This is a genomic window from Aeromonas bestiarum (genome assembly GCF_028751155.1).
Classification (GTDB): domain Bacteria; phylum Pseudomonadota; class Gammaproteobacteria; order Enterobacterales; family Aeromonadaceae; genus Aeromonas; species Aeromonas bestiarum.
Map to the genome: position 1 here is coordinate 1,586,546 of NZ_CP064746.1, position 12,248 is coordinate 1,598,793.

13 protein-coding genes are annotated in these 12,248 nt (G+C 63.0%); 2 read left to right on the forward strand and 11 right to left on the reverse strand.

The genetic code is table 11. The features are described from left to right. The first annotated feature begins 206 nt into the window (after positions 1-206). Positions 207-569, forward strand: a complete 363-nt coding sequence (locus tag IU367_RS07550; protein ID WP_043556639.1) for a YfiM family lipoprotein — start codon at positions 207-209, stop codon at positions 567-569. An 88-nt stretch (positions 570-657) separates the two neighbouring features. Here the strand turns inward: IU367_RS07550 and IU367_RS07555 are convergent, their stop codons facing one another. The 4 genes from IU367_RS07555 to IU367_RS07570 form a co-directional block, all read right to left on the reverse strand. Beyond that, positions 658-1,401 (reverse strand): amino acid ABC transporter ATP-binding protein, encoded by a 744-nt coding sequence (locus tag IU367_RS07555; protein ID WP_274453873.1) that lies wholly within the window; start codon positions 1,399-1,401, stop codon positions 658-660. Beyond that, a complete protein-coding gene (locus IU367_RS07560) occupies positions 1,385-1,507 on the reverse strand; it encodes a hypothetical protein (RefSeq protein WP_274453874.1) in 123 nt (40 codons plus the stop codon). Before IU367_RS07560 ends, IU367_RS07555 begins: the two co-directional genes overlap by 17 nt. After that, positions 1,491-2,450, reverse strand: a complete 960-nt coding sequence (locus tag IU367_RS07565; RefSeq protein WP_172955305.1) for an amino acid ABC transporter permease — start codon at positions 2,448-2,450, stop codon at positions 1,491-1,493. Before IU367_RS07565 ends, IU367_RS07560 begins: the two co-directional genes overlap by 17 nt. A gap of 94 nt (positions 2,451-2,544) precedes the next feature. Then, positions 2,545-3,333, reverse strand: coding sequence for a transporter substrate-binding domain-containing protein (locus IU367_RS07570; RefSeq protein ID WP_042870751.1), 789 nt, complete (start codon positions 3,331-3,333; stop codon positions 2,545-2,547). A gap of 499 nt (positions 3,334-3,832) precedes the next feature. On the opposite strand from IU367_RS07570, the gene IU367_RS07575 reads away from it, so the two are divergent. Next, entirely contained in the window at positions 3,833-4,966 is a 1,134-nt protein-coding gene (locus tag IU367_RS07575) for a GGDEF domain-containing protein (RefSeq protein ID WP_274453875.1), read from the forward strand. Between the two features lie 4 nt (positions 4,967-4,970). On the opposite strand, the gene uhpC is transcribed toward IU367_RS07575, so the two are convergent. The 7 genes from uhpC to IU367_RS07610 all read right to left on the reverse strand — a co-directional run bounded on the left by uhpC (position 4,971) and on the right by IU367_RS07610 (position 12,237). Then, entirely contained in the window at positions 4,971-6,314 is a 1,344-nt protein-coding gene (uhpC, locus tag IU367_RS07580; RefSeq protein WP_043137453.1) for an MFS transporter, read from the reverse strand. Positions 6,315-6,338: 24 nt separating this feature from the next. Then, positions 6,339-7,859 (reverse strand): signal transduction histidine-protein kinase/phosphatase UhpB, encoded by a 1,521-nt coding sequence (gene uhpB / locus IU367_RS07585; protein ID WP_274453876.1) that lies wholly within the window; start codon positions 7,857-7,859, stop codon positions 6,339-6,341. Next, positions 7,856-8,446, reverse strand: a complete 591-nt coding sequence (uhpA, locus tag IU367_RS07590; protein WP_042036506.1) for a response regulator transcription factor UhpA — start codon at positions 8,444-8,446, stop codon at positions 7,856-7,858. The genes uhpB and uhpA overlap by 4 nt, the downstream gene beginning before the upstream one ends. 220 nt (positions 8,447-8,666) lie before the next feature. Next, positions 8,667-9,062: a nucleoside diphosphate kinase regulator gene (gene rnk, locus IU367_RS07595; protein ID WP_043137446.1), complete on the reverse strand. Its 396-nt coding sequence runs from the start codon at positions 9,060-9,062 to the stop codon at positions 8,667-8,669. Between the two features lie 229 nt (positions 9,063-9,291). Next, entirely contained in the window at positions 9,292-10,026 is a 735-nt protein-coding gene (locus IU367_RS07600) for a substrate-binding periplasmic protein (RefSeq protein ID WP_274453877.1), read from the reverse strand. 80 nt (positions 10,027-10,106) lie between these two features. Beyond that, the gene (locus tag IU367_RS07605) at positions 10,107-10,790 is read right to left on the reverse strand and encodes a hypothetical protein (protein WP_241279849.1); all 684 of its coding nucleotides are present in this window, start codon (positions 10,788-10,790) and stop codon (positions 10,107-10,109) included. Positions 10,791-10,845: 55 nt separating this feature from the next. Continuing rightward, positions 10,846-12,237 (reverse strand): alkaline phosphatase, encoded by a 1,392-nt coding sequence (locus IU367_RS07610; protein ID WP_274453878.1) that lies wholly within the window; start codon positions 12,235-12,237, stop codon positions 10,846-10,848. Positions 12,238-12,248 lie beyond the last annotated feature (11 nt).

Below are 12,248 nucleotides of genomic sequence, written 5' to 3' on the forward strand. Positions count from 1 at the left end.
CATGTCCCAAGCCGTGCAGGCCCTGCCGGGGCACAGATTCAACGGTTTGTTTTTACTGACAAATAGTGGCCATTGATGACATTCCCTTGGATGCACCATCCCGAAGCCGGTGCCCTGTCGTCTGGCGGGTCCTCGCTTACACTGGAACAATGAACGTCCCGGTTGGGGGCTCGATGGGTGGCAAGGTGCCGGCAATGGAGGGGGGGATGAGAACGATCCATTTATATGTCATGTTCGGCCTGCTGAGTGCGAGTGCGCAGGCCAATGACAGCTTCAACAGCGAGCTGAGCCATTTCATCGGTGGCGCGGCCATGGGGGCGGGCTTTACGGCGATCGCCGATCATTACGGCTATCGGGAACAGAGAGGCTGGATCGGGTTCGGGGTTTCCACCGGGATCGGGGTGGTGGGAGAGCTGGCGTCGAGAAATGGCGAGTTCTCAGCCCTCGACGCGGGTGCCAATGCGCTGGGGGCGGTGATTGGCGCCTTTGCCACCGAGCGCTGGATCCTGGCCCCCGTAGTGCTGCCCGAGCAGCACTACGCAGGGCTGATGACCCGTTATCGCTTCTAAGAACCAGCCGCGCTGGCCGCTCCACTGATGGGCATCAATAACAGAGGGAGCCATGGGCTCCCTCTTCTGCTTTCTACGACTGTCAGCGTCAGAGCACCTGACTCAGGAACTGGCGCAGGCGCGGGGAAGGGGGATTGTCAAAGAAGTCGGTCGGCTTCTCATCCACCAGCAGCTCACCGTTTTCCATGAAGAGCACCCGATCCGCCACCTCGCGGGCGAAACCCATCTCGTGGGTCACCACCACCATGGTCATGCCCTCGCGTGCCAGCCCCTTCATGACGTCCAGCACCTCGCCCACCATCTCGGGGTCCAGCGCGCTGGTGGGCTCGTCGAACAGCATGATGCGCGGTTGCATGGCGAGTGCCCGGGCTATGGCCACCCGCTGTTGCTGGCCGCCGGAGAGCTGGGACGGATAGCTCTCGGCCTTGTTCGACAATCCCACTTTCAGCAGCAGGGCCTTGGCCCTGTCCCGCGCATCGTTGCGCGACAGCCCGCGTACCTTCTGCGGTGCCAGGCAGATGTTGTCCAGCACGTTCAGGTGGGGGAAGAGGTTGAAGGACTGGAACACCATGCCCACCTCTTCCCGCAGTTTGTTGACGTCACCCGGTTCGGTCAGAGAGATGCCATCGACCACTATGTTGCCGTCGTTGATGGTCTCCAGCTGGTTGAGGGTGCGCAGGAAGGTGGATTTGCCCGAGCCGCTGGGGCCCACTATCACCACCACTTCCCCTTCGGCCACCTGGGTGCTGACGTTTTTCAGGGCGTGCACCTCGGTGCCATAGAATTTTTCGACACCTGTCGCCTTGATGATGGGATCAGTTGCTACGCGCATGCTTCACCTCCAGACGACGTACCGGGAAGGCGCGGGGCGTGCCTGTGATGACAGCACTTCTCGACTCCTGTTGAGCCTTGGTAATGGGATCAGTTGCTGCGCGCATATTTCACCTCCAGACGACGTACCATAAAGGAGAGGGTGCCGGTCAACACCAGATAGAGCAGGGCCACGGTGAACCACACCTCGAACGGGCTGAAGGTGGAGCTGACCACCTCGCGCCCCGCCTTGGTGAGATCCGTGATGGAGATGACAGACACCAGGGAGGAGTCCTTGATGAGGTTGATGAACTGGCCTGCCAGCGGCGGCAACACCCGCTTGAAGGCTTGCGGCAGTATGACGTAACGCATGGTCTGGGCCGAGGTGAGCCCCAGGCTGCGACCGGCCTCCATCTGCCCCTTGTGAATGGAGCTGATGCCGGCGCGCACGATTTCGGCCACATAGGCGCCGGTAAAGACGGCCAGCGCCGCGACCCCGGCGGTGAACCTGTCCAGGTTCAGCACTGTGCCGATGAAGAAGTAGACGATGAAGATCTGCACCAGCAGCGGCGTGCCGCGAATGAGCTCCACATAGGTGACCGCCAGATTGCGCAGGGCCGGGTTGGGGGAGAGGCGGGCCAGGCCTGCCAGGGTGCCGAGCAGGATGGCGAACACACCCGCCACCAGAGAGAGCTTGACCGTGACCCAGACGCCCCAGGCGATGGGGCCAGCGGTCCAGGTGAGTTCGGTATCCAGGGTATCGCCCCGGAAGATGGTGTCCCCTTCGGCGACCTTCACCCCTGTGCTGGCGATGGCCTGGCGTTGATTGGGGTCGAGATCGTTTTGCAGGAACAGCTTGCCCTGTTCGGCGCTGGTGGTACCGGCGACCACTGTGCCGTCAAATTCGGCCAGGTTGTTCTGTTCCGCCTGATAGGCGATGTATTGGGGGATCCGCTCCCAGCGCCAGGTGTAATCCACGGACTGAACCGCTTTATAGATGCCGAATACGGCAGCCAGCAGCATCAGCAGGAAGACGCCGTGCCAGAGCAGCTTATTGGGTTGTTTTTCCATCTGTCTTGTTGGGTTGTGCACTGTCGCAACCTCGTTGTAGTTATTTATTGTGTGGGGATCTGCGTGAAGGGGCGGCAGGCCGCCCCTTGCGAGGTTACTTGAGCTGATTCAGCCAGGCGTTGGATTCGAACCACTTCTTGTAGAGGCGGTCGTAGCTGCCATCACCCTTGATCTGGCGCAGGTAGTTGTTGAACCAGTTGAGGGTGTCCTGGTCGCCCTTGCGGATGGCCCAGGCCAGGGGTTCGAAGGTGAACGGCTTGTCCAGGTGCACCACGGCGCCTGTGTTCTGGGAGGCGAAGATGGCGTTGTAGGGCAGGTCATAGACGAAGGCATCGACCTTGCCATTGATCACTTCCAGCTTGGCGTCATCCTGGGTTTCAAACTGCAGCAGGGTGGCTTTGGGGATCAGACGCTTGACCGCCTGCTCGCCCGTGGTGCCGAGCTTGACCGCGATCTTGTACTTGGGATCGTTGAGATCGCTGAAGGACTTGATCTCGCCAACCTTCTCCTTGCGCAGCACTATGGTCTGGCCCACGACTATGTAGGGATCGGCAAAGTTGACGCGCAGGTTGCGCTGAGGGGTGACTGTCATGCCGCCCATGATGACGTCGAACTTGTCGGTCAGCAGCGCCGGAATGATGCCATCCCAGGCTGTGTTGACAAACTCGACCTTCACGCCCATCTCCTTGGCGACCATCTTGGCAAGATCCACATCGAAACCTATGTACTGGCCCTGTTTGTTGGTCATTTCGAAGGGTTGATAGCCGGCGTCGAAGCCGACCCGCAGCACACCGCGCTCCAGCACGGCGTCCAGAGTGGAACTAGGCGCGGCACTGGCCAGCCCGCAAAACAGCAAGGTAGATAGAATGAGTTTTTTGATCATAAGTGATGTCTCTGTCGATGTTGTGTTCAGCCTTGAACCTGCTCCCGTGCGACTCCGTGGCACAAGAGACTGCTGCATCCGGCAACAGGCAAGACAGGATTATTGTCTTGGTTGAGGCAAAAGCCCCATATGAGATTCCATTTCCTGTGTGCTGAGTGAAAAATGTACCAAATTCCGATTGTGCCAGATGACTCAATAGGTTAGTGACGCTTTTTCCCCGTGACTGCACTCATAAAATCACACGAAAACAACATATCTATCTAATGGAGCGGGTTCAAGTCCAAAATGCCCGCGGGACACTTTGTTACACCGAGCCCTCTCATCAGCGGTGCCAAACGTTACTCACCTTGCGGTGGGTCGCAGGGTAGGGATTCTTATGGGGCATTTTTAGCGGAATTTTATGCAACAGGTGAACTTTTATTGAGGATTTACTCAGACGCCACTGGGTCTTGTTTTGCGCTTCAAATATACTCAGTTACCTTCGTTTAGTGGCACGGGTATGGACGCCTCAATACTGCTCAAGCTGGATGTATTCACCCTGATGATCATGGCCCTGGGTGGCTACAGCCTCGGTTTTATCACCCTCTCCATCATATGGTCGACCCACAGGGAGATCCCCGGACTCGGACTCTGGTGGTGGTCGAGCCTGTGCGCCCTGGCGGCCCAGAGTCTGTTCACCCTGCAGGCCTTCATGCCCAATCTGGCGGGGATCTGGCTGGCCAACCTGCTGATCACCGTCTGCCTCGCCCTGATGCCGCTGGCGCTGCAGCGCTTCTTCGGCAAGCCCCTCAGCTGGCGTGCCACCGCCCTGTTCATGCTGATCTATGTGCTGATCCTGAGCTGGAGCATCTTGTTCAACGAACAGATGGCGCCCCGGGTATTGTTGGCCTGCCTGAGCTACATGGTGCTGGGGGCCGTGATAGTGCTGCTCATCTGGCGGCATGGCTATCCTGCCTACCTGCCCGCCGTGCTGGTGTTCACCGTGGTCAATATCCTGCTATACGGCTTCAACCTGATGCGGATGGGGTTTCTGCTGCAGGGGGATGCCCGTGTGCTGATGGATCAGAGCGGCGTCAATGTGCTGCCCTTTCTCTCCATGCTGATGGGCAGTTACCTCTCTACCTTCGGGGTGCTGCTGCTCTGTACCCAGTATCGGGCGCTGGCGCTGCGCCAGCAGGCCAGCCACGACTCCCTGACAGGTCTGCTGAACCGGCGCGGTTTCATGGAGCGGATGGCGGCGCGGCGGGTGAGCGAGTTTGGCGCCCTGGCGGTGCTGGATCTGGATGACTTCAAGCAGATCAACGATCGCCACGGCCATGAGGCGGGGGACAGGGTGCTGGCGGCCGTCGGCGCCTACCTGGGCGGACGGCCCGAGCTGGTGGCCAGCCGCTTTGGCGGCGAGGAGTTCGTGTTGCTGCTGCCGCAGGAGGGTGAGCAAGCCCAGCAGGCGCGCTGCGAGCAGATATTGCAGGATCTGGCGGCTCTGGAGCTGGATGGCATCGGCATCACGGTCAGCATGGGGCTGGCGCGCTGCCAGCACGGCTGGCATTTCGACACCCTGTTCAGCCAGGCCGACGGCGCCCTCTATCAGGCCAAGCGGGAGGGCAAGAACCGGATCTGCCGCCTGGCCTGACGCCTCAAGGCGCCAACTCAGCTTCCGGGGCCTGGGTGCGCGGCGCCTGAGCCTTGAGGAAGGGAAGCAGCAACAGGGCCGAGACCCCGGCCGCCACCGAAATTACCACGAAGAAGCCGTTCCAGTGCCAGATCTCCATCACCTTGGCCAGCGGATAACCCGACAGCGCCGCCCCCATGTAGGCGAACAGGCCGACGAAGCCGGTGGCGGCCCCCGCCGAGTTTTTGTGGGAGCACTCGGCCGCCGCCATGCCGATCAGCATCTGGGGGCCGAACACGAAGAAGCCGATGGTGAAGAAGCAGGCCGCCTGCATCACATAGCTGAAGAAGGGCATCAGCCACAGCGACCCCACCGCCAGCAGTATCCCCACCGCGAAGATGAGGTTCATGGGCCCCCGGTTGCCGTTGAACAGCTTGTCCGATCCCCAGCCCGCCACCAGGGCGCCGATAAAGCCCCCCACCTCGAACATCGAAATGGCCGAGTTGGCGCTCATCAGGTTGAAGCCGCGCTGCTCCGTCATGTAGAGATTGCCCCAGTCGTTGATGGCGGTGCGCACCACGTAGACCAGCACGTAGCAGCAGGCCAGCAGCCAGATGTAGGGGTTGCCGAGCACGTATTTGCGCAGGATCTGGCGAGGAGAGAGGCCCGCATCCTGGGTCTGCTGGGCGATCTCCAGCGCATCCTGGCGCCATTCGCCGACCGTGGGCAGCCCCATGGCACTCGGGGTGTCCCGCAGCCGCCAGCAGAGGAACAAGCCGGTCAGAATGGCGATGATGCCGGGCACTATCATGCCGTAGCGCCAGCCGTGTTGCAGGGCAATGGTGCTGACGATGAGCGGGATCAGGGCCCCGCCCACGTTGTGGGCCGTGTTCCAGGCCGACCACCAGAAGCCGCGCTCGGTGCGCGAATACCAGCTGGTGAGCAGCTTGGAGCAGGGGGGCCAGCCCCAGCCCTGGAAGAAGGCGTTGGCGACCCAGAGTGCCGCAAACAGCCACAGCGACGAGGAGAGGCCGAACAAGATGTTGATGACGCCGGTGGCCATCAGCCCCAGCCCCATGAAGTAGCGGGGGTTGGCGCGGTCGCTGATGATGCCTGAGAAGAACTTGGAGCAGCCGTAGGTGATGTAGAACAGGGTCCACAGCATGCCGATGTCGGACTTGTCCAGCATGCCGTCCGCCAGCATGTCCGGCATGGCGAAGTTGAAGCTCTTGCGGGTGAAGTAGAAGACCGCATAGCCCAGGTACATGGTCAGCAGAATATGCAGCCGCCAGTGACGGTAGCTGGCATCGATCTCGGCCTGATCGCGGATGAGCGGCTGGGGCGGCGCGCTTCTCATGAAGCTCAGCATGCAGGGCCTCGCTGGATAAGGGGGTCAGCCATGAGGCTCCTCCCGTTTGCGATTGGGCAGGGCCACGGTCAGTTGGGTGCCGTGGATGCAGGAGAGTTGCAGGCTGCCGCCGAGGGCCTGCACCCGCTCGCGAATACCGAGCAGGCCATACCCCTGGGGCGTGCGGTGCTCCGGCAGGCCGCAGCCGTCATCCTCCAGCAAAAGTAGCAGGCGCTCGGCCTGGCGATGGGCGCGAATGGTGACCGAGCTGGCGTTGGCGTGTTTGACCACGTTGTTGAGCCCCTCCTGACAGACCCTAAACAGGGTGACCCGCTGGGCGTCGGAGAGCCCCTCGTCCGCCAGCTGCCACTCGAGCCGGGTGACAATACCGCGGCGCTCCAGCTCCAGCTCCCGCAGCAGGCCGCGCACCGCCTGCTCCAGACTCATGTCGTCGAGCTGGCGGGGACGCAGGCGACCGAGCAGGCCGCGTACCGCATCGTAGATACCGAGCGACAGGGTTTCGATGAGGGCGCTGCTCTGGCCGACCCCGGCGTTGTCCGGCGCGAGACGCCGCACTATGCCGGCCTGGGTGCGGATGGCGGTGATGGTCTGGCCAATGTCGTCGTGCAGCTCGCGAGCCACCTCCTTGCGAATGCTCTCTTCTGTCTCCAGCAGCCGCTCTGTGAGCTGGCGGTTGTGGGCGAGCTGGCGGGTCAGCGCCTGATTGAGCTCGCGCTGACGCTGGATGCCGGCCCCCAGCAGCAGACCGGTCAGGCTCTGGGCCAGCAGGGAGAGCAGCAGATCCAGCGGGTGTTCGTGCCAGGCCTGGCCCGCCATCAGGGCGACCGTGTTCATCAGGGTGGCGAGCAGAGCGCCCTGCCAGCCGTAGCGCCAGGCCATGGCCATGATGGGAATGGCGAGGCAAAACGGGGTGAAGCGCACCAGCGAGTCCGGCAGGCCGAGCTGCAGCCAGAGGCTCAGCACGAACAGCAGCAGATACCAGACCAGATGACGAAAGCGCCAGTCCACCGGTTGATCCACCAGCGCCGGCCCGAGCGGCACCCAGGTGGCGCGGGTGAGGTAGTGCCAGATCAGCATGCAGGTGGAGGTGAGGGTCAGGCCGCCGGTCAGGGTGAGCAGCAGGGCGGTGAGGCCATCTTCCCCGGCCAGATGCCAGAGCAGGGATTGCAGCAGCGCCGCCACAGTGACGGTGGCGAGCAGCACCAGCAGCTGTTGCCAGTCGTTGCGCACCTGCTGGCGGCGGGCGATGAGCAGCGGCAGCAGGGTGAGCAGGCTGCCCGCCTGGATCAGCGGCCACAGCGGCAGCCCTACCTCCTGATTGAGCCAGTAGAGCAGCAGGGATTCACACAGCAGCAGCGGCGGCCAGTAGGCGATCGGGCTTTGCAACAGCAGGCCGAGGCGCAGGCCGAACGGGAACAGCAGCGCCGCCAGTATGGGGGATCCCGCCAGATGCAGGCTGATGCTCCACAGGCAAAACCAGCCGGCGGCAAAGATGAAGCTGGCTGCCAGCGAGATGGCGACATAGCTGGCGAGACGGGAGATCACCAGCTGTCCAGCATGCGGTGGGCCAGCTCCACGTTGTTGCTGACTTTCAGTTTGTCCATCAGGTTGGCGCGGTGCACGTGCACCGTCTTGGGGGAGAGGCCGAGCTGTTCGGCAATGGCTTTGACCTCCAGCCCCCGCGCCAGCAGCTGTGCCACTTCCCGCTCCCGGTTGGTGAGGGGATCCTGGCTGTTGCAGGCCAGCTTGTGGGCTATGTCCGGGGTCAGGTAGCAGCCACCGTGGGCGGCGGTGCGCACCGCGGCGATCAGCTCATCCGGGCTGCAGCGCTTGGAGAGAAAGCCCTTGGCACCGGCCTGCAAGGCCTGTTCGATCAGTGCCGGACTGTCGTGCACCGACAGCATCACCACGGCGAGGCCGGAGGGGAGGCGCTTGAGCAGGTCCAGCCCGGATTGATCCGGCATTGAGATGTCGCACACGCACAGCTGCACGCCGCTGCCCGGCAACCCGGCGAGGGCGTCGGCGGCCGAGCCGAATTCGGCCACGACCTTGAGATCGGGCTCGAGATTGAGCAACTGGGCAAAACCGGAGCGGACGATCTGGTGATCGTCGATGAGGGCAATCTTTATCATGATGTCAGCCTGAAATCTGCGGCCAGGGTGCTGGCGCGGCCAACAAGATACCTGCCGCCTCGCTCGGGCTCAAGAGGAAGGGCGCATTGTGGTCGGTATGGTGGGCGCTTCCGCCCCAAAGCTTGATCGGGATCAGGGAGGGGGGGCTTTGCTCCCGGCACAGGCCGGGGAGAACACGCGCCGTCCCCGTGGTGCTCGGGTCGGCGCGTGCCCGTGGCGGCTAGCGGTGCAGCTCGCCCGCCCGTTCCGGCTGATAGACCACTTCCAGGATCTCGACCTGGATGGTGCGACCGGCGGGGCCCGGCCAGGCGATGCTGTCACCCACCTTCAGCCCCAGCAGGGCGCTGCCGACCGGGGCCAGCACTGAGATTTTGGACTCATCCCCCTGCACATCCTTCGGATAGACCAGGGTCAGGCAGAAGTCGTTGCCGCTGCTCTGCATCTTGAAGCGCACAGTGCTGTTCATGGTCACCACGTCCGGCGGCATGTCGGCCGGCTCGCGCATCTCGGCGCGGTCCAGCTCCTCCTGCAATGCCAGGTGCTGCGGGTGGTTGCCGAGCAGTTGCTCGATGCGATCGAGATCCAGGCTGGAAATCACGAGATGAGGTCTTTGCATAGGATATTCCTTATCAATGGGTCATATGACCAGGATGGCGGGCAAGCTGGTCGCAAAAGGGGGTCGATACGAAAAAACAGATCGGGAACGCATGCCCCCGAACGACTCGCTGTCAGGGGCGAGGGCGGGGGCTCAACGGGGTGTGAGCTGGCTTGGAAAAATCATGAACGCTTTCATGGGGATACCATAACCATTCTGGACTGCTTTGGCAATTATCCTGATAGGCTTGTCAGGGGGCCTGATAATCGTACTGCTTGATGATGCGCGCCAGGCTGCCATCGTCGCGCATGGCCAGAATGGTCTTGCGCCAGCGCAGCGCCTCGGCAGGGGGAAAGCGGGGGCTGGCGGCAAGGTAGAGCGCCGTCTGTTGCAGGGTGTCGCCGCGCACCAGATCCGCCAGCGGCAAGCCGGCCTGCTGCTGATTGTAGCGGGCGCTGTTCCAGGCCACGGCCCAGCCCTGGATGCGATCCAGCGCCAGCTTGCTGGCATTGCTGACCTCCTCGGCCACCACGTCCTGTTTCACCTGGCCAAGCGGCTGGATCAGGCTCTGGCCATAGGATCCGCGCATCACCCCTATGGTCAGGCCGGGCAGTGCCTTGACCGAGAGTGGCTCGGGGTGGTGCTGGCGATGGCTGACCAGCACGAAGGCTTCGTCCAGCAGGGGGGCAATCCAGAGAAACAGCGGCTCGCGCTGGGGGCTTTTGACCGGTGGCACCAGCAAGACGTTCTGGCGATGGCGGGTCTGGCTGAGGGCGCGGGCCAGCGGCATCAGCTCTATGGTCAGTGGCTCCTTGAGGCGACGGGCGGCTTCCTCCAGCACCTCTATGGCCATGCCGCTCGGGGCGCCCTGATAGGAGCGGATGACATAAGGGGGGATCTCGGCCGCGATGACCACAACGGCATGGACCTGAATGGCCGGAAAGAGCAGGCTGCAGCACAGCAGCATGAGAACGGGAATGCGCATAGGAGACCGGATCAGGGATGAGTACACAGAGTGTAACATCCCGTTACCGCAAGTCAGCTCACCCCATTCAGGGTGGCGCGTCAGTCGAAGAAATCCCTCAGATCCAGGGTCTGGTAGCCCTCCAGCTGCTGCCAGGGCAGCTGCTTTGGCAAGGGCTTGAGGGTCACCTCCATCCGGTAGCTGCGATAGCCGTCCAGGCTTGCCGACTCCACCACCAGCGGCAACTGCCAACGGCTCGACCAGAGGATGCGGGTGCGCTGCCTGCCCTCGCGCCCTTCATACCAGCGCGCCTGCTCGGGGGCGGCCTCATCGAGGGGGGTCATCCCTTGCAGCAGGGCCGGGTTGACGAGGTAGCGGATCCGCTCCCAATCCGGCTTGAAGGCTACTTGGCCATACTCTTCCTCCGGCACCTCTACCAGCTGGTTGTGCCAGCTGTCGGCGTAGCGCAGTTGCAGCTCCCCCTGTGCGTCGCGGGTCACCCAGCGCGCCGCCATCTGATGGGTGAAGTGCTTGTGGCCCGGGTTGGCATCGTGGGTGGCGTGATAGGCGCGAGCCAGCGGCAGCGGGATCAGCCGCTGGCTCCACACCTGGTTGCCGACCCGCATCCACTTCTCCTGCCAGCTGTTTTCCTTGGCGATGCCATCGCTGCTGGTGACCCTGTCGTGATAGCTGATCCGGGCGGCCAGATCGGGAGTCTCCTCGGCATGAGCCTGAAAGGAGAGGGTGCTGCCAAGCAGCCATAACGGAAGTAACAGTCGCATCATGCTTGATCGCTCGAAAGAGCAGGGGGCCGGGTTCAGTAACCCGGCCCCCTGCCGCTTACAGGCCGAGCGCCTCCCGCAGTTTGCCGAACACCTTGGTGTTGTCCAGCGTGCCCTTGAAGCGGCTGCTGCCGGCGCCGTCCGCGAACAGCATGACGTCGCCGCCGCCGTGGGTCTCTGAGCCCAGCTTGACGCCCGTCTCCTGCAGGTAGTCGTCCGCCATCACCTCATCACTGGTGAGGGTGGGGCGCACCGCCGGGCGGTTGGGGCCGTTGCCGAACACTAGCGTGGTGAAGGGTTTGCCATCCACGTCGTTCTGGGTCGAGCCGTCGGCGTTCTTGACCAGATCCAGCACCTTGTTGCCCTTGGCGGAGTAGCCGTTGATGGTCATGGTGTGGTCGTGGTCGGCGGTGACCACGATCAGGGTATCTTTCAGGTCCACCTTGCCGAGCGCCGTCTTGACCGCTTCATCCAGCGCCACCGCATCGGTCAGCGACCGCTTGGCATTGGTGCCGTGCAATGCGTGGTCGATGCGCCCCCCTTCCACCATCAGGAAGTAGCCCTGGCTGTTCTGGCTCAAGAGATCGATCGCCTTGGCCGTCATCTCCGACAGGGACGGCTGGGTATTGGCCGCCCCCTTGGCGACGCGGTCCAGCTCGTAGTCGAGGTGGGACTTGGGACTGAACAGGCCGAGCAGCTTGCCACTGCTGACCTTGGCCAGATCGCTCTGGGTGGTGACATAGCTGTACCCCTGGGCGGTCAGCTCGGCGGTGAGATCCCGGCCATCGGCGCGGCCGCCCTTGTTGCTGGCGCTGTAGGGGGTCCAGTGATTGGCACCGCCCCCCATCAGCACGTCCACCCCGTCCCCGAGGGCGGCGTTGAAGCCGGCCCCGCCCGGTACCGCCTGCTCGGCGATGGCATAGGCGGCATCCCGGTGGCAGATGTGGGCATAAGTTGCGGCCGGGGTGGCATGGGTCAGCTCAGTGGTGGTGACGGCGCCGACCGACTTGCCCGCCGCCTTGGCCAGCTCCAGTATGCTGGGCACAGGCGTGCCGTTGTCGCTGGTGCAGTTGTTGATGCCCTTGTTGCCGTTGGCATCCTTGGCCGGGGCGACTGCCCTGGTGTCGCTGCTCATGGCGATCACCTCGTTGTTCATCTTGACGCCCGTGGTGTAGGCCGCCATGGAAGGGGCCGAATCCGTGGTCTGGGCATCGTTGGAGAAGGTCTTGATGCGGGCGCTGCGTGGCAGCTTCATCATCTCCAGGTTGCCCTCTTCACCCACCTTGAACAGGCGGGTGGCGGTGAGCACAGTGGGGCCCATGCCGTCACCGATGAACAGGATGACGTTTTTGGCGTCGCTGGCCTGGGCCTGGGCTGCGCCGCCGAGGGCGGTGAGCAGGGCGGTGCAGACGAGGGTTCTGTGCAGGTTGTTTTTCATGGTTCTTTTCATGGATCCTTTCA

Excerpts from the sequence above, each read along its gene's own strand:
- IU367_RS07550 (WP_043556639.1), top strand. The coding sequence starts at position 207 with ATGAGAACGATCCATTTATATGTCATGTTCGGCCTGCTGAGTGCGAGT.
- IU367_RS07555 (WP_274453873.1), bottom strand. The coding sequence starts at position 1,401 with ATGCGCGTAGCAACTGATCCCATCATCAAGGCGACAGGTGTCGAAAAA.
- IU367_RS07560 (WP_274453874.1), bottom strand. The coding sequence starts at position 1,507 with ATGCGCGCAGCAACTGATCCCATTACCAAGGCTCAACAGGAGTCGAGA.
- IU367_RS07565 (WP_172955305.1), bottom strand. The coding sequence starts at position 2,450 with ATGGAAAAACAACCCAATAAGCTGCTCTGGCACGGCGTCTTCCTGCTG.
- IU367_RS07570 (WP_042870751.1), bottom strand. The coding sequence starts at position 3,333 with ATGATCAAAAAACTCATTCTATCTACCTTGCTGTTTTGCGGGCTGGCC.
- IU367_RS07575 (WP_274453875.1), top strand. The coding sequence starts at position 3,833 with ATGGACGCCTCAATACTGCTCAAGCTGGATGTATTCACCCTGATGATC.
- uhpC (WP_043137453.1), bottom strand. The coding sequence starts at position 6,314 with ATGCTGAGCTTCATGAGAAGCGCGCCGCCCCAGCCGCTCATCCGCGAT.
- uhpA (WP_042036506.1), bottom strand. The coding sequence starts at position 8,446 with ATGATAAAGATTGCCCTCATCGACGATCACCAGATCGTCCGCTCCGGT.
- rnk (WP_043137446.1), bottom strand. The coding sequence starts at position 9,062 with ATGCAAAGACCTCATCTCGTGATTTCCAGCCTGGATCTCGATCGCATC.
- IU367_RS07600 (WP_274453877.1), bottom strand. The coding sequence starts at position 10,026 with ATGCGCATTCCCGTTCTCATGCTGCTGTGCTGCAGCCTGCTCTTTCCG.
- IU367_RS07605 (WP_241279849.1), bottom strand. The coding sequence starts at position 10,790 with ATGATGCGACTGTTACTTCCGTTATGGCTGCTTGGCAGCACCCTCTCC.
- IU367_RS07610 (WP_274453878.1), bottom strand. The coding sequence starts at position 12,237 with ATGAAAAGAACCATGAAAAACAACCTGCACAGAACCCTCGTCTGCACC.